General features: G+C 62.4%; 19 protein-coding genes. 13 read left to right on the top strand and 6 right to left on the bottom strand.

Annotated features, from left to right (window positions below; translation table 11 throughout):
• The first annotated feature begins 9 nt into the window (after positions 1-9).
• The 5 genes from C5L10_RS18000 to C5L10_RS18020 all read left to right on the top strand — a co-directional run bounded on the left by C5L10_RS18000 (position 10) and on the right by C5L10_RS18020 (position 5073).
• Positions 10-1452, top strand: a complete 1443-nt coding sequence (locus C5L10_RS18000; RefSeq protein WP_105430790.1) for an NAD-dependent succinate-semialdehyde dehydrogenase — start codon at positions 10-12, stop codon at positions 1450-1452.
• 26 nt (positions 1453-1478) lie between these two features.
• Positions 1479-2321, top strand: a complete 843-nt coding sequence (locus C5L10_RS18005) for a p-hydroxycinnamoyl CoA hydratase/lyase (protein WP_105430791.1) — start codon at positions 1479-1481, stop codon at positions 2319-2321.
• Positions 2322-2476: 155 nt separating this feature from the next.
• Positions 2477-3634 (top strand): acyl-CoA dehydrogenase family protein, encoded by a 1158-nt coding sequence (locus C5L10_RS18010; RefSeq protein WP_105430792.1) that lies wholly within the window; start codon positions 2477-2479, stop codon positions 3632-3634.
• Between the two features lie 10 nt (positions 3635-3644).
• Positions 3645-4847, top strand: coding sequence for an acyl-CoA dehydrogenase family protein (locus tag C5L10_RS18015; protein WP_105430793.1), 1203 nt, complete (start codon positions 3645-3647; stop codon positions 4845-4847).
• Positions 4848-4914: 67 nt separating this feature from the next.
• A complete protein-coding gene (locus tag C5L10_RS18020; protein WP_046605997.1) occupies positions 4915-5073 on the top strand; it encodes a YqaE/Pmp3 family membrane protein in 159 nt (52 codons plus the stop codon).
• 47 nt (positions 5074-5120) lie between these two features.
• On the opposite strand, the gene C5L10_RS18025 is transcribed toward C5L10_RS18020, so the two are convergent.
• The gene (locus tag C5L10_RS18025) at positions 5121-5357 is read right to left on the bottom strand and encodes a hypothetical protein (RefSeq protein ID WP_040123933.1); all 237 of its coding nucleotides are present in this window, start codon (positions 5355-5357) and stop codon (positions 5121-5123) included.
• A 618-nt stretch (positions 5358-5975) separates the two neighbouring features.
• Between C5L10_RS18025 and C5L10_RS18030 the strand changes: the two genes are divergently transcribed.
• The 3 genes from C5L10_RS18030 to C5L10_RS18040 all read left to right on the top strand — a co-directional run bounded on the left by C5L10_RS18030 (position 5976) and on the right by C5L10_RS18040 (position 8171).
• Entirely contained in the window at positions 5976-6761 is a 786-nt protein-coding gene (locus C5L10_RS18030; protein ID WP_105430794.1) for a DUF1194 domain-containing protein, read from the top strand.
• A gap of 176 nt (positions 6762-6937) precedes the next feature.
• Entirely contained in the window at positions 6938-7747 is an 810-nt protein-coding gene (locus C5L10_RS18035) for a TIGR02587 family membrane protein (protein ID WP_371411952.1), read from the top strand.
• Between the two features lie 13 nt (positions 7748-7760).
• Positions 7761-8171, top strand: coding sequence for a TIGR02588 family protein (locus tag C5L10_RS18040; RefSeq protein WP_105430796.1), 411 nt, complete (start codon positions 7761-7763; stop codon positions 8169-8171).
• Between the two features lie 4 nt (positions 8172-8175).
• Here C5L10_RS18040 and C5L10_RS18045 read toward each other — a convergent pair whose 3' ends face one another.
• The 3 genes from C5L10_RS18045 to C5L10_RS18055 are packed head-to-tail and all read right to left on the bottom strand — an operon-like array spanning position 8176 to position 10337.
• On the bottom strand, positions 8176-8745 hold the full coding sequence (locus C5L10_RS18045; protein WP_105430797.1) for a putative glycolipid-binding domain-containing protein: 570 nt from the start codon (positions 8743-8745) through the stop codon (positions 8176-8178).
• Positions 8746-8782: 37 nt separating this feature from the next.
• Positions 8783-9490 (bottom strand): phosphatase PAP2 family protein, encoded by a 708-nt coding sequence (locus tag C5L10_RS18050; RefSeq protein ID WP_105430798.1) that lies wholly within the window; start codon positions 9488-9490, stop codon positions 8783-8785.
• A 19-nt stretch (positions 9491-9509) separates the two neighbouring features.
• Entirely contained in the window at positions 9510-10337 is an 828-nt protein-coding gene (locus tag C5L10_RS18055) for a DUF1206 domain-containing protein (protein WP_105430799.1), read from the bottom strand.
• A 269-nt stretch (positions 10338-10606) separates the two neighbouring features.
• On the opposite strand from C5L10_RS18055, the gene C5L10_RS18060 reads away from it, so the two are divergent.
• The gene (locus C5L10_RS18060; RefSeq protein WP_046627168.1) at positions 10607-11140 is read left to right on the top strand and encodes a DUF992 domain-containing protein; all 534 of its coding nucleotides are present in this window, start codon (positions 10607-10609) and stop codon (positions 11138-11140) included.
• A 189-nt stretch (positions 11141-11329) separates the two neighbouring features.
• Positions 11330-12235 (top strand): S1C family serine protease, encoded by a 906-nt coding sequence (locus tag C5L10_RS18065; protein ID WP_105430800.1) that lies wholly within the window; start codon positions 11330-11332, stop codon positions 12233-12235.
• Between the two features lie 45 nt (positions 12236-12280).
• On the opposite strand, the gene C5L10_RS18070 is transcribed toward C5L10_RS18065, so the two are convergent.
• Positions 12281-13537, bottom strand: coding sequence for a glycerate kinase (locus tag C5L10_RS18070; RefSeq protein ID WP_105430801.1), 1257 nt, complete (start codon positions 13535-13537; stop codon positions 12281-12283).
• Positions 13538-13690: 153 nt separating this feature from the next.
• Here C5L10_RS18070 and C5L10_RS18075 point away from each other — a divergent pair, with 153 nt between their 5' ends.
• Together C5L10_RS18075 and C5L10_RS34350 are read left to right on the top strand one after the other, a co-directional pair.
• Complete coding sequence (locus tag C5L10_RS18075) at positions 13691-14023, top strand: hypothetical protein (RefSeq protein WP_105430802.1); 333 nt, start codon at positions 13691-13693, stop codon at positions 14021-14023.
• Positions 14024-14346: 323 nt separating this feature from the next.
• A complete protein-coding gene (locus tag C5L10_RS34350) occupies positions 14347-14541 on the top strand; it encodes a hypothetical protein (protein ID WP_245289928.1) in 195 nt (64 codons plus the stop codon).
• Here the strand turns inward: C5L10_RS34350 and pcaQ are convergent.
• Positions 14525-15451, bottom strand: coding sequence for a pca operon transcription factor PcaQ (gene pcaQ / locus C5L10_RS18085; protein ID WP_105430914.1), 927 nt, complete (start codon positions 15449-15451; stop codon positions 14525-14527). The two genes, C5L10_RS34350 and pcaQ, sit on opposite strands and share 17 nt — an antisense overlap.
• 93 nt (positions 15452-15544) lie before the next feature.
• Here pcaQ and pcaD point away from each other — a divergent pair, with 93 nt between their 5' ends.
• On the top strand, positions 15545-16339 hold the full coding sequence (gene pcaD / locus C5L10_RS18090) for a 3-oxoadipate enol-lactonase (protein WP_105430803.1): 795 nt from the start codon (positions 15545-15547) through the stop codon (positions 16337-16339).
• Position 16340 lies beyond the last annotated feature (1 nt).

Here is a 16340-nt window from a genome sequence, read left to right on the forward strand (position 1 = left end):
GAAGCCGTGATGCAGACCCAATCCTATGGTGAATTGAAGCTCTTTGTGGATGGCGAGTGGCTCAGCGCGGAAGGCCGGGTGACGGAAGACGTCATCAATCCGGCAACCGGCGAGCCGATCGCCGCCCTGCCGCATGCAACCACGGCGGATCTTGAGCGAGCCGTGGCAGCCGCCACCCGTGAATTCAAGGCCTGGAAGGCTACGACCGCCTTCGACCGCGCCAAGATCATCCGCAAGGCAGCCGATATCCTGCGCGAACGGGCAAACGAAATCGGCCGGCGCATGGTGCTCGACCAGGGCAAGCCGCTCGCCGAGGCGATACCGGAAGTCCATATCTCGGCTGACATTCTCGACTGGACCGCCGACGAGGGCCGCCGCATCTATGGCCGCATCGTGCCTTCGCGTGTGCCCGGCGCCCGCTGGATGGTCACTAGGGAGCCGGTCGGCCCCGTCGCCGGCTTCACGCCCTGGAATTTTCCGGGCGTCATCCCCGCGAGAAAGATCTCGGCAGCGCTTGCGACCGGCTGCACCATGGTCATCAAACCCTCGGAAGAAACGCCCTCGACCGTGCTCGAAATTGCCCGCGCATTGCAGGATGCGGGCTTGCCGAACGGCGTGCTAAACGTCGTGCACGGCAAGCCGGCGGAGGTCTCCGAACACCTGATTGCCGCAGACGGCATCCGCAAGATCACCTTCACCGGCTCGACTGCCGTCGGCCAGCATCTCGCCGTCCTCGCCGCGAAAGCCGGCGTCAAGCGCGCCACGATGGAGCTCGGAGGCCATGCCCCCGTGCTGATCTTCGAGGACGCCGACCTCGACCACGCCATCCGCGTCATGGTGCACGCGAAATACCGCAATGCCGGTCAGGTCTGCATCTCACCGACCCGGTTCTACGTACATGACAGCGTCCACGACAAGTTCGTCGACGGCTTTGCCAAGGCGGCTTCGGCTTTGAAGGTCGGCGACGGCATGGACCCGTCGAGCCAGATGGGACCGCTTGCCAACAGCCGCCGTGTGCCGGCGATGGAGCGCATGGTCGCCGATGCCGTGCAGCGCGGCGCCAAGGTGAAGGCCGGCGGCGAGCGCGGCAGCAATCGCGGCTATTTCTTTCAGCCGACGGTGCTGTCCGACGTGCCGCAGGACGCGATCATCATGAATGACGAGCCTTTCGGTCCGGTCGCCGTCACTGCCCGCTTCACCTCCTTCGACGAGGTGATCGAACAGGCCAACCGGCTGCCTTACGGGCTCGCCTCCTATGCCTTCACCCGGTCCAGCCAGACCGCAGCGATGGTCAGCGACGCGCTCGAGGCCGGCATGGTCGGCATCAACAACAACTTCATCTCGATGGCCGAAACGCCGTTCGGCGGCGTCAAGCAGAGCGGTTACGGCTCTGAAGGCGGCTCCGAGGGCATGGACGCCTATCTCGTCACCAAAATGACCAGCCTGTCATAAGGTCCCGGACCTTTTAGGAGAACATGATGACCATTGAAGCAAGCGATCTGGGCGGAGAGAACGTCAAGGTTGAATTCGAGGACGGCATTGCCTGGGTAAAACTGAACCGCCCGGACAAGCGCAACGCCATGAGCGTCGGCCTTGCCGAAGACATGATCCGGGTGCTCGATGCGCTTGAAATCGACGACCGCGCCGGCGTGATCATCCTCACCGGCGAGGGCGACGCCTTTTCCGCCGGCATGGACCTCAAGGACTTCTTCCGCGCCACCGACGGTGTCTCGGACGTCAAGCGCATGCGCGCCTACCGCTCCACCCGCGCCTGGCAGTGGCGCCTGCTGATGCACTACGCCAAGCCGACCATCGCCATGGTCAACGGCTGGTGTTTTGGCGGGGCCTTCACGCCGCTGATCTGCTGCGATCTCGCGATCGCTTCCGAAGACGCCGTTTTCGGCCTTTCGGAAATCAACTGGGGCGTCATTCCCGGCGGCGTCGTCTCCAAGGCGATCTCGACGCTGATGAACGACCGCAAGGCGATGTATTACGTCATGACCGGCGAAAAGTTCGGCGGCAAGATGGCCGAACAGCTCGGCCTGGTGAACGAGGCGGTGCCGGCCGACAAGCTGCGGGAGCGCACCGTCGAAATCGCCCGCGTGCTCCTCGAAAAGAACCCGACCGTGCTCCGCCAGGCCCGCATGGCCTACAAGTATGTGCGCGAGATGACCTGGGAGGAGTCGGCCGAATACCTGACCGCCAAGGCCGACCAGACGACGTTCGTTGATCCTGAAAAGGGCCGCGAAAAGGGACTGTCGCAGTTTCTTGACACTAAGACCTATCGTCCGGGGCATGGGGCTTACAAGCGCGAGGATTGAGTTACGCTCTTCGCTGAGGGGGCAATCGCAGTGAAGTCCCTCATCCGATCCTTCGGCACATCTCTTCTCCCTTGGGGAGAAGGTGGCGGAGCGAAGCGGAGGCCGGGTGAGGGGCGGCACCCGCTGCCTCCAAGACTAAAACGCGAGACCAAATTATGGACCTGAACTATTCGGGCGAGCAGCTTCTGTTGAAGGAAAGCGCCGAGCGGTTCCTGAAGGATCGCTACGACTTCGAAAAGCGCAACAAGATCGTCGCATCGGAAACCGGCTTCGATGCTGGCATCTGGTCCCAGATGGCAGATCTCGGCTGGTTGGCGCTACCATTCGCCGAAGAGAATGGCGGGCTCCGCGGCGGGGCGATGGAAATCTCGATGATCATGGAAGCGCTCGGCCGCGCGCTGGTGGTCGAGCCCTTTCTTGCATCCGTCATTCTCGCCGGCGGGCTGGTCGAAAAGCTTGGCTCCGAAGATCAAAGAGCCGAGATCCTCGGCGGCCTGATCGCCGGCACCTTGCGCCCGGCGCTGGCGCATGCGGAGCGCCAGACCGGTTTCGACCTCGGCAACATCGCCACAACCGCCACGAAGAGCGGGGATCGCTACGCCATCATCGGCGAGAAGCCACTGGTTCTCGGTGGCTCCTTTGCGGAAATCTTTCTGGTCTCGGCCAAGCTCGACGGGACGGTAAAATTGTTCGTCGTACCTGCGGATGCCGCCGGCTTGACTTCAACACAGGTGAAACTCGTCGATGGCAGCCGCGCCCGCGATCTCATTCTCGACAACGTCTCCGTACCCGCTTCGGCGCTGCTCGACGCTAAGGCCGATACGCTCGCCGAACTTGAAGCGGCTTACGACCGCGCCAATGCGGCGCTCGCCACGGAAGCGGTCGGCATCATGGATGCGCTGATGGACGCGACCGTTGCCTATACCAAGGAGCGCGTGCAGTTCGGCAAGCCGCTCGCCGCCTTTCAGGCACTTCAGCACCGCATGGCCGAGATGGCGGTGAAATGCCAGGAAGCCCGCGGTTCCGCATTGCTCGCCACGCTTTCCGTCGACGCGCCGCGCGCGATACGCATTCGCGGCGTTTCCGGCGCACGTGCCAAGATCGGCAAGGTCTCCCGCTCTGTCGCACAGGAGGCGATCCAGCTGCATGGAGCCATGGGCTTTTCGGAAGAGATGCCGATCGGCGCCTGGTTCCGCCGGCTTTACGCGATCGAAAACACGTTTGGCACCACCGCGGACCACCTGAAGCGCTATGGCGAGATCATCCGCGATCCCGCCATGCTCTCCGGCAGCCTGCTGCGCGAACCCGTCTGAGGAGGTTTCCATGGATCTGTTGATGACGGAAGAAGAGGTTCGGTTCCGCGACGAGGTTCGGACATTCCTCGACGCCCATCTGGATAACGATTTGAAGCGCGCCGAGCGGCTGAACCCCAGCTTCCTCGCCGACCCCGCTATCGGCCTCAAATGGCAGGCGAAGCTCAACGACAAGGGCTGGGCCGCCCCATCCTGGCCGAAACAATATGGCGGCACGGGCTGGACGCTCGCCGAGCGCTACATTTTCGACCAGGAATGCGAACGCGCCGGCGAGCCGCATTTCCGCGGCGCCTCGATCAAGATGATTGCCCCGGTGATCATGCGCTACGGCAACGATGCGCAGAAGAGCTTCTACCTGCCGCGCATCCTGAGTGGCGAGGATCTCTGGGCGCAGGGCTATTCCGAACCGGGCTCCGGCTCCGACCTCGCCTCGCTGAAGACCAGGGCGGTGCTCGACGGCGACCAATACATCGTCAACGGCTCAAAGATCTGGTCGACGCTGGCGCATCACGCCACGCGGATGTTCGCGCTGGTACGCACCGCCGACACGGGCAAAAAGCAGGAAGGCATCACCTTCATCCTGATCGACCTGAAATCGCCCGGGGTCACCATCCAGCCGATCCGCTCGATTTGCGGCACGCATGAGTTCAACCAGGTCTTCTTCGACGACGTGCGCGTGGCCGTCTCCGACCGTATCGGTGACGAGGGCGAAGGCTGGGACATCGCAAAGTACCTGCTCGAATTCGAGCGGGGCGGCGCCTTTGCTGGCGGCGTGCTGCGCGCCATGCTGACCCGACTGCACCGGCTTGCCTCGGAACCACTGCCCGACGGGCGAAAGATGATCGACGATCCGCTGTTCATGGCACGCTTCGCCGAGATCGCCACGGATGTCGACGCCAACGACATGCTGGAGCTTTCGGCCATGTCCAAGGTCCAGGCGGGCGGCAATCCGGGGTCGGTGCCGTCCTCGACCATGAAAGTCGAGCGCAGCCGCATCCGCCAGTCGATCGCCGAACTCGCGGCCTCGATCCTCGGCCCAAATGCGCTGCGCTTTGAAGAACACCGGCCGCTACACGAACTGCCGGAGGAAAGCGAGATCGACGAAGAGCGCAAGGTCGCCTCCGCCGTCTATTTCAATTCCCGCTCCCAGAGCATTTTCGGCGGCAGCAACGAGATTCAGCTGGAGATCATCGCAAAGACACTGCTGAGATGAGCGTCTTCTGAAACCATATCCCATCCAGCGCGTTACCGGCCGAATCTATCAACCCGGAGAACGCCCGTTGGATATCATCCGCATTCTGCTCGCCTTCATCCTGCCGCCGCTCGGGGTGTTCCTTCAGGTGGGGCTCGGCCTGCATTTCTGGTTGAACATCCTGCTCACTCTCTGCGGCTGGCTTCCCGGCATCGTGCATGCGCTGTGGGTGATCCTCAAGAAATAGCCGGATCGAACCCGCGTCGCCTGTGAAAGAAGCAGCCGGCTCCGGGGCTAGGCGGCGATATCGGCGATTTCGCCTGTCTGCCAGAGGATGCGCGGATCCGACATGTCGCCGCTTTCCATGTCGACCTGAACCGAATAGGCCGCGACCCCGACGAACCGATCGGCCATGGCGCGGGCGATTTTCTCGGCCGAAGCTGCGTTCGAGGCCACACGCATCTCGCCAGGCGTCACGTTGCCCCGGACTTTCTTGAACGGCAGCACGATGAATTTTTCTGACCTGGACATGGCGTTTCCTTCTTTGCGCCACTCTGGCGATATGCGTGCTGCGAAGTCAACAGCGGCCATCGGAAATAGCCTTGTCCCCAAGTTGACACGGAGTTTGCGCCACCGGAATAGTGGCTCCGTTCCAGCGGTCCAGTTCGACCGGAAGGAGGCTCGGGTCTTCCACCGGTGAAAAGCTGAAGGCGCTGGCCGGTCGGGAATAGCAATTCCTTATGGCCGCGATATTGCGGCAGATCGTCGGTGATGTCGTACCAGGGCGCCTTGGACGCGACGAATAGGACAGCAGCCTGCCCCAAGGGCAAGGTAGTAGCCAAAAGGGCAAATCAGCGTGGCAATCGACATGTATGCAAAGGCGTCCTCCACCTCGTAGGCGACCGCGCCGCAATAACATTTGTCTGTAACCTCGCCAGGCCGCCGCCCTCGTCCAGATACCAGTTGATGGATGCAACTCCAAGCCAAGGCCGAAGCAGCAGCAATCTCCATGGCAGATTACGCGCGGGGGGGGGGGCGGAATAAAGTCCTATCACCGAAAGTTGAAGGCAGGCTCGCGGAGGAGAGTCGCCCTCGGTCGCCTCTGTGTTACAGTTTTAAGAAATCGATAACGCAGTGATTGGATTGGCCATGCTTACAACACTTGCGATGCTCATAAGCCTTTCCGCCGCTGCCACCGCCCCGATGGTCGCGCAGCAAAAGGGAGGTGAAGTCGATGTGGAACTGGTTCTCGCGGTCGATACGTCCCGCTCCATGGACTACGAGGAAGTCCGCGTCCAGCGCGAGGGATATCTCGAGGCGCTCAAGCACAAGGAATTCATCGACGCGGTGAAGACGGGGCTGACCGGCCGCATTGCCATCAGCTATTTCGAATGGGCCGGCGACGTGGTGCCGGATTCGATCATCGATTGGACAATCATCGAAAACGAGCAGGACGCGTTTAATTTTGCCGCCAAGCTCGAGGCCCGGCCCATCAATACCCAGCGCCGCACCTCGATTTCCGCGGCGATCACCCAGGGCGCAACGATGATCGTTGCCAATTCCTATCGTGGCGCGCGTCAGGTGATCGACATTTCCGGCGACGGGCCGAACAATTCCGGCAATCCGGTCGTGCCCGTCCGTGGGAAGGCCCTGGAAGCCGGCATCATCATCAACGGGCTGGCGATCATGCTGAGGCCCTCCGGGGCACCGGGCGGGCTCGACAAATATTACGGCGACTGCGTCATCGGCGGACCTGGCTCCTTCGTGCTGCCGGTTCACAAGATCGAGGATTTCGCCGTCGCCGTGCGCCGCAAGCTGGTCCTTGAGATCAGCGGGCTCACGCCGCCGGCAACCGTGCAGAAGGTTGCCGGCAACCAGCCCTCCAGCGACTGCCTGGTCGGCGAGAAGCAATGGCAGGATCTGTTCGATCGGTGATTGCCTTGCCCGGGTTCTCGTCCGGGTGGAACATTTTATCCGATGTCGGAGTTTCCTTCCGCTTATCATAGGAGGGGAGGGAGCCGGCATTGAACGGGGCCAGGGCGGAACGGGGCAATGACGCAGGCGCAAGCCGAAGTTTTCTGATCGGTCTCGGACGTGGCGCGGCCGGCGCCATGCTGTTCGGTATCCCAATGCTGATGACAATGGAGCTCTGGCAGCTCGGCTTTTACATCGAACGCTGGCGCCTGTTGCTGCTGCTGATCGTCAATATTCCGCTTCTCATATTGCTCGCCCACCGGATCGGGTTCGAGCGCACCTCCACCCTGGCGGAAGCCTGCCGCGACGCGACCATCGCCTATGGCCTCGGCATCGTCATAAGCGCGGCCATCCTCATCATGCTCGGCGATATCAAGCCCCATATGCCGCTCGCCGAAATGCTCGGCAAGATCGCCATACAGTCCGTCCCGGCCAGCATAGGCGCTCTGCTTGGCCGCTCCCAGCTCGGCGGACAGTCCGGGAATGATGAACACGAGGACGACGGGGAAGAGGATGAGGGGCAAGGCGGCGGCGCGGTGCCCGACGAAATTTCCACCAGCTATAGCCGCGAACTGTTCCTGATGGCGGTCGGCGCCCTCTTTCTCAACCTCAACGTTGCGCCGACGGAAGAAATCATCTTGATCGCCTACAAGATGACGCCCTGGCACGCGCTTGTCACCATCGGCCTATCGATCGCCATCATGCACGGGTTCGTTTATGCGGTCGCCTTCAAGGGCACCCATGAAATTTCGAAGGAAACGCCATGGTGGCACGCCTTCTTCCGCTTCACTTTGCCAGGCTATTTGGTCGCCATGCTGATCAGCTTCTACGTGCTGTGGACTTTCGGCCGGCTCGACGATACGGCGCCGACGCAGATGCTGATGTCGGCGATCGTCCTAAGCTTTCCCGGCGCAATCGGGGCTGCCGCCGCCCGCCTCATCCTGTAACGCGTGAACCTCGATGACGACCACAGCCAACAAACGCCATACCGAAGTCAAGGAGCCGCACTGGATCGAATGGGCGACCGGCATGGTTTCGGCGCTCGTCGTCGTCGCCACCATCGCCTGCGTCGCCTACCAGGCATGGACGCACGACGACATGCAACCAGAATTCTCAATCGCCATCACCGAGAGGCGCCAGACCGAAGGCGGCTACCGTGTCGCCTTCGATATCGCCAACAAGGCGACGGCGACGGCTGCTGCCGTGACCGTGCGGGGGGAGATTGTGGATGGCGGCAACCTCGTCGAGGACGCAGACGTCACCTTCGACTACGTAGCGGCCCAATCCAAATCCTCCGGCGCCATCCTGTTTTCTCAGGATCCGGGCACCCGCGAGGTGCGGGTCCGGGCGGTCGGGTATATCGATCCGTGACGGATCATGGAAACCACCCCGGCGTCACCCGTTTGAACAGGTGTTCGTAGGATAAAACCAGCCCGGCGCCGTCGACGACAAGGTCCGCTTCGAAACCCGCCGAAAGGCCGAGATCGACGTAGCGCACCCGATCCGGACCCTGGCGGTCGTAGCGCTGGCTCGACCGCGCCACCGCGAGCGCCGGGCCATCGATGAATGCCGTGTCCAAAGTCAGGCTGGCTCCCTTCTCATCAGCGGTCCTGCGGATCGGAAACGTGTTGCAGAATGGAGTGACCGACAGGTCCGGCTCCTCCGCGCCATCGAGATCCGGCCGGGCGATGTCGTTCACCCGCCAGCCTTTGCCGACGCGTTCCAGGTGCAGCAGGCCGTAGCCTTGCGCATTCCAGCGTTCGACCGTGACCGATTGAGCACGCCAGCCCGGATCCAGCCGCCAGCGATGATCGAGGCGAAAGCCGCCGGCTTCGAGGCAGAGGACCGTCGATGTCGCGGTGACGACGTCCGGTTCGACCGAAAGCTCCAGCCTTTCAAATCCCTCAACATCGGTCCGACACCAGAAAAGTATGGATGTGCTCATGCCAGAAGCTCCTCCCAAAGGTGTCCAACCCGCCGGATTACTCCGGCACCGCCGAAATATAGCGTCTCGCGATCATCCAGCACGTCAGTGCCCAGGTCGCGCCGGCGCACCAGCCACCGAGGACGTCGGTCGGGTAGTGGACGCCGAGATAGACCCGGCTGAAACCGATGATGAATGTCAGGAAGATCGCCGCACTGATCAGGAAAATTCGCGTCGAGCGATAGGGCTGAGCGCGCGACAGCAGTGCCCCGAGCGTCAGGTAGGTGACCGCCGACAGCATTGCATGACCGCTCGGAAAACTGAGATCGCTGACTTCGACCAGATGCGGCACGATATCCGGCCTCGGCCGTGCAACGCCGAGCTTCAGCAGCGAACTCAAAAGCCAGCCGCCGGCGATCGACAGGAACATGAAGAGCGCGATCGCCTTTTGCCGCGACAGCAGCAGGAAGGCCGTGCCCATCACGGTCATCAGGGTCAGCACGGTGACCCCGCCGAGCGCCGTGATGTCTCCCATGGCGTGATTGAGCCAATAGGGACCGAGCGGCGTCGCAAGATCGGTGGCATTGCGCAGGGCGAGAAGGATCTTTTCGTCGAAGGCACGGGTTTCGCCCTCCAGAACCTCGTCGGTCAAGCGGAAGAAGACGAAAAGCCCGCCTGCCAGAAAGGCGATCATCATCAAGCCGATCGGCTCGAACGTCATGACCCTTTCGACCACTCTGCGTGTCACGCGCTGATGGAATGCCATCCAAACTCCTTGCTCAATTTCAGTTCACGACCGACCGCATCGCGCGGAGCGGCCGGTCCATCGAAGGCGGCTGGACGATCCTGTACCGGGCCTCGATCAATCCATACAGGCCGAAGGCGAAAAGTCCGATGGCCGCCAATCCATAGAGGATAGCCCCGAATGGGAGCTGGCGCACCCACGCGAGCGCATCCGCCAGGCCGCCGGCCTGGTTCGGATCGACAGCGAAGGCGGCATAGATGAAGAACCCGCCGATAATGAGGAATATCACGCCGCGCGCCAGAAGGCCGTAGGCGCAGATGCCATTGAGGACGGTTCGCTGCTCGAAACCGCTTTCGAAAAAGCGAAGATATCCGCGTTTGATGCCCTTGGCCGCCTGGGCGCAGCCGGCACCGATGATCGCAAGGCCGACGCCTGCGACAAGATAGCGACCGAACGGTTGCTGCATCAGCCAGGCGGTCCAGCTTTCGCGGGCTCCGGACGATCCTGCGCCGAAGCCGAGATGCAGGGCCTGCCCCATCGCGTAGAAGGCGAGACCGGTATAGGTGGCGGCGCTGACGAGAAGACCCGCCCTGACCAGATACCCTTTCGTGTTGTGCTTATGTCGGTCGGTGTTGAGGATCGCTTGCGCCACTCGCCACAGAATGAAGCCGATCAGGCCTATGCCGATCACGCCGAGCCAGATTTGGCCGAAAGGCTGTTCCAATACGATCTGCAGCGCGGAATTGGAATCGGGCTCTCCGCCGCCGAGGGTCGAGAGCGACGCCATGCCGGCGATCAGGAGATATACGATCCCCCTGGCCGCATACCCGGACCTCGCCAGCCATTCCAGTTTTCTGTCCTTGTCCATCCCGATCTCCTCGAAAGATCGACAGGAACGTGCCTGGATGGCCGCGGTTCCGGAAGGTCGCCGCTGCCCTGTTTCTCTTCTCGGCCAATTCCCCGGAACGCTGATGCAGGGGCGGTGGAATGGAGCCAACTCACGCTTGGAACAATTCGGTGATAATTCGTGTGCAGCACACGTGGGATCATTCTTCCGCCACATGCGTTTCCCAACGCTGCCAAACCCGCTCGGATGAGTCTCAACAAGGGCGGCTGAATAATTAAAGGAGTACAGGGATGAAGAAGATTGTTGCCGTGGCGCTCGCCGCTTTGCCGGTCGTAACCAGCGCCGGAGCCGCGTTTTCCGCCGATGTGATTGCCCGCCGGGATCGTGTTCCGGTTTATGAAGAACAGGACCAGCGCGGCGGCGTTCGCATCGGTTATCTCGATTGCTCGATCGGCGGCGGCGTCGGTTACGTGCTTGGTTCCGCCAAGGAAGCCGATTGCGTCTTTACAACGGCGATCGGCAGCGAGCCGCTCGACCGTTATACCGGCGTGGTGCGCAAGATGGGTGTCGATCTCGGCTTCACGACCCGCTCGCGGCTGATCTGGGCCGTCTTCGCGCCGACCGCGGGTTATCACCACGGTTCGCTCGGCGGTCTTTATCAGGGCGCGACCGCTGAGGCTACCGTCGGTGCCGGTATCGGCGCCAATATCCTCGTCGGCGGGACCGCCGGCTCGATCCACCTGCAGACCGTGAGCGTTACCGGCCAGCTCGGCCTTAACGTCGCCGCAACCGGCACGTCGGTCACCCTGACGCCGGCTGGCTGAGCATTCCACGCTTCCCCTTCCCGGAAACGGGGAGGGGATCCCATGAGGTAGACACTTTTACAAGCATGAGTTCTCTCCGGCCTCTTGCTCCACGCCGTCCACGTTCATACCTTAAAGGGACGGTATGGTTGGCCTTTGCAGACCCTTGCGGGGTTCCGGACCGCGTATTGCCTCATCAGGATTTGCATCATGGATCTCGAGAAAAGTTTACGGTCGGTCGTGGCCGTGCGTGCTTCCATTCCGGACAACGCCTTTACGGCCAATACTCTCGGCACCCGCCGGGAAGGTAGCGGCGTGGTGATCCGCGAAAACGGATTGGTGCTGACGATCGGGTACCTGATCACCGAAGCAGACGACGTCTGGCTGACACGCCAGGACGGTCGCGTCGTTCCGGCTCATGCACTGGCCTATGATCAGGAAAGCGGCTTCGGCCTCGTGCAGGCCATGGCGCCGTTGGATCTGCCGGCGCTTCAGATCGGCGATTCCGCAACCGCGACGCTCGGCGATCCAGTCATCTTCGCCGATGGCGAAGGAGAGTATGTGCGCGGCAATATCGTCGCCAAGCAGGAATTTGCGGGGTACTGGGAATATCTGCTGGACGAGGCGATCTTCATTGCACCCGCCCACCCCTCCTGGGGCGGGGCGGCGCTGATCGATACGGAAGGCAAGCTGCTTGGCGTCGGATCGCTGCGCCTGCAGATGAGCCGCGGCGGCGAGATCGCCGACATCAACATGGTCGTGCCGGTCAACCTTCTGAAGCCTATCCTCGACGATCTCCTCAATCGCGGCGAATTCAACCGCCCGCCACGCCCCTGGCTCGGTGCCATGTCGGCGGAAAGCAATGGCGAGGTGGTGGTCATGAGCGTCACCGAAAACGGTCCGGCCGCAAAGGCGGGCCTGAAGCGCGGCGACGTGATTTCGGAAATCCGTGACGGCGAGGTCGATGGGCTTGCGGACTTCTACCGCAAGATCTGGGACAGCGGGCCTCCGGGCGCCGAAATCCCGATGCGGATCCTGCGTGATGGACGGGAGGCCTGGCTCCGAGTGAAGTCGGCGGACCGGAATGATTTCTTGAGGAAACCGCAGCTGCAGTGATTGCCGCAATCTGGCGGGAGAGGGCTGCAAGGCGGCTTCAATCGGTTACCTCAATAGGATCGCCCGGAAATCATTGACGTTGGTGCCGGTGGGCCCTGTCTCAAATATGTCGCCAATTGCGGCAAATCCTGAAAAGCTGTCATTGCCGTCGAGCAGTTTCCGCCCGTCGAGACCCGCGGCCCCCAGGCGTCTCGCCGTCGTGCCGTCCGCGAAAGCACCGGCATTGGTTTCCGATCCGTCGATGCCATCCGTATCGGCGGCCAGTGCGGTGACATCGTGGCCGTCGATCGCCAGCGCCAAGGCCAGCGCGAATTCGCCGTTGCGGCCGCCCTTGCCGCCTTTCGCCCGCAGCGTCACCGTGGTCTCCCCGCCGGACAGCAGAACCGCCGGCTTTGCGAACGGCCGACCGCGAAGCGACACCTCGCGCGCAAGGGCTGCATGCACCAGCGCCACGTCGCGCGCTTCACCTTCCACTGAGTCGGAGAGGATATAAGGCGTCACCCCATGGGCGCGGGCGACCTCGGCGGCGGCCTCCAGCGAGACGCCGGCAGAAGCGATGACGAAATGCTCGTGGCGGGCAAAGAACGGATCGTCCGGTTTCGGTGCGTTGGCGGCTGGCGAGTTCAGATGCGAGATCATCGCCGCAGGCAGCTTCAGTTTATATTGTTCGACGATGGCGAGCGCATCCTGGCGCGTAGTGGCATCCGGAATCGTTGGGCCGGAGGCGACGAAGGCGGGGTTGTCGCCGGGAATATCCGAGACGATCAGACTGACGACGCGGGCCTTGGTTGCTGCCGCAAGCCTGCCGCCCTTGATGGTCGACAGATGTTTGCGAACAACATTCATGGCCGAGATCGGCGCGCCCGAGGCAAGCAGCATCTCGTTCAACGCAATCTCGTCCTCCAGCGTCAGGCCTTCCGGCGGCGCGGGCAGCAGGGCGGAGCCACCGCCGCAGACGAGCGCGATGACGAGGTCGTGTTCGGAGAGGCCACGGATCGTCTCGACCAACCGCTTTGCGCCTGCAAGGCCTGCTGCATCCGGGACCGGATGCGACGCCTCGAGAATCTTGATCCATTTCGTTTCGCAGCCATAACCGTAGCGGGTCACGATCACGCCGGTCAGCGGGCCGGTCCACACGCTTTCGAGCGCGGCGGCCATCTGGGCCGCACCCTTGCCGGCTCCGACGACAACGGTTCGCCCGTTTTCCGGCGGGGCGGGCAGGTGCTTCACGATGCCGGTCAACGGATCCGCAGCCTTCACGGCCGCATGAAACAGCGCCTCCAGCAGTTCCCGGTCCGTCATCGCTTTTCCTCCGCATCTCCGCCACCGGGGCTCTTTCGATCACGGCAGTCAACAGCCGTCAACCGGGCTTGATCGCCGACCGGCCTTTCAAACGGAACAAAGCGAGCGAGTGTCGGTTGTCCCAAGGGCTCACCAAAATGAAGGAGCGACAATATGGGTGAACATCTGAAAGAAGCGGGTTACCCAGGCCAGATCGACATCGGCGGCGACAGGTCTCCCGTGACTTACAAACTGAAGGCCAGCAAGGAAGACGACGGCGCGTTCCATGTGGCGGTGAGCCTCAGCGCCCCGCGCGACTGGCTGCTGAAACATGGCTTTCGCAAGGAGGCCACGCTGGTGCGCCAGGGCGGTGCTGAAACGCCGGTGCATTTTGAGGAGACGCTCAATGTCGCTGACAATATCTCGGTGACGCTGCGCGCCGACGACGCGGTGCTAGCCTCGATGGACGAATTGCGCCGCAGGTTTCCGGAGTTGCGAGCGACTTAAAACGTAGGTCCTATTTGCGCAAAACAACCGCAGCGTATAATCGCTAGCCCGGCCGATCGTTTGGCCGGGCTTTTTGCAGTTGAGGCGGCGAGATCTTGGAGACAGTTGGAAAGACGGCGCGATCCTGTGGAACCTGCACGCTTTGTTGCCGGCTTCCCGAAATCGCGGCGCTGGACAAACCGCCGGACGCCTGGTGCCGGCACTGTTCGGAAGGGCAGGGCTGCGCAATCTATAGCGATCGACCTGAGCTCTGCCGCGATTTCCTCTGTCTATGGATGACGGATCCGGGTGTTCCAGAGGCGTGGCAGCCGCTGACATCGAAGATGCTCGTCTATGAGCAGGGGCCGCAGCTGACGGTACTGGTCGACCCGGATCATCCGGATGCCTGGAAACAGGCGCCTTTTCTTTCCGATCTCGATAATTGGGCTAAAGCCGCGCAGGCGCGCGGCCACTACGTCATCCTGTTTTGCGGCGACGACGTGACGAAGATAGAGCCGGGCGTCACCGCGCCGGCATGATCTCCGCAGCGGCCTGGCGGATGGTCTGCATCAGGATCGACAGCGGTGTGGAGGGATTTACGTCGGCGCGGATGGTGAGGCCGACCGGGCCACGGGTCTCGGTGGTGTCGATCGGCAGCGTCGCCAGAACTCCGTCCTCGATATCTGCGGCGACCACACCCGTCGAGATGATCCAGATCGCGTCGCTCGACCGCACGAAGGCACGCCCGAAGGCATCCGAGACGGTTTCCACCTGGGTCGGCAGACTGGCGACGCCGTTGGCGATCAGGAACTGTTCGACCGAGGGCCGGATGATCGAGCCGCGCGTCGGCATCAGCACCGGATAGTCGGCAAAACCCTCGAATATCGATCGCTTGGCATCGAGCAGGGGATGGCCGGCGCGGACGGCGAAGACGACCTGCTCCGAATAGAGATGTTCGAAGGACAGGCCGGTCATCTTTTCGGGCAATGCCAGACGGCCCACCACCAGGTCGAGCTCGCCAACCCGGAGCTGCTCCATCAAAACGGCATTATCTCCCGTCACGATCTTGACGCGGCTGCCGGTCTTTTCGGCGAGGAACAGCGTCATGGCACGCGGCATCACGCGGGTGGAAACGGTCGGAAGTGCGCCGATCCGGACCGGCGGCGCGGAATCGGACAGTTCCTGCGAGACGGAATCGACGCCTTGGCGCAGTGCCGTCAGTGCCGCACCCGCATGGCGCAGGAACACCTCGCCATAACGGGTGATGCGGATGCCGCGACCGTCGCGCTCGAACATGGCGACACCCAGCGCCTCTTCGAGTTCGCGGATGGTCTTGGTGACGGCCGGCTGGCTGACATGCAGGATTTCGGCCGCCTTGACCACGCTTTTCTGGCGCGCGACCTCGACGAATGTATGCAAGTGCCGAAACTTGACTCGGGAATTGATCAAGATCAAATAACCCTGTGGTTAGGAGATCATGCTGAAATATCATTTTACCTAACCGGAAACTAGTGCGATCTATTAAAACGGGAGGAGGCGCGGATGCAGTTTGTACACATCAACGACATTGTGATCCATTACGACATCCAGCGCGCCGGCGACGGAAAGCCGGTCGTCGTGTTCATCAATTCGCTTGGAACCGACAGCCGCATCTGGCATCACGAACTGCCCAAGCTTGCCGAGGATTTTACGGTCCTCACCTATGACAAGCGCGGCCACGGGCTCTCCGGCCTTGGCAATCCGCCCTATTCGATCGCCGACCATGCGGCCGATCTCGCCGGCCTGCTCGACCACCTGCAGCTCAGCCAGGTCATCATCTGCGGCCTCTCGGTCGGCGGAATGATCGCCCAAGGCCTCTATGCCACCCGGCCGGACCTCGTCAAGGCATTGATCTTCTCCAACACCGCGCACAAGATCGGCACGACTGAGTCCTGGGCGGCCCGCATCGCCGCCGTCGATCAGAATGGCATCGGCAGCATTCTCGACGCGATCATGGAGCGCTGGTTCACCGCACCGTTCCGCAAGCCGGACAATGCCGCCTACCAGGCCTATTGCAACATGCTGGTGCGCCAGCCGACCTCCGGTTACAGCGGCACCTGCGCTGCGATCCGCGATGCGGATTTCACCGAGGCCGCCAAAAGGATCGCGGTGCCCGTGCTCTGCATCGTCGGCCGCGAGGATGGCTCGACACCGCCCGAACTCGTCAGGTCGTTTGCCGACCTGATCCCCGGCGCGCGTTACGAAATCATCGAGGGTGCGGCGCATATCCCCTGCGTCGAGGCACCCGCCGCCCATGCCGCGCTGATCCGCGGCTTCATCGAACAACTCGAGGACTAGA

The organism is Neorhizobium sp. T6_25 (assembly GCF_002968555.1).
Classification (GTDB): domain Bacteria; phylum Pseudomonadota; class Alphaproteobacteria; order Rhizobiales; family Rhizobiaceae; genus Neorhizobium.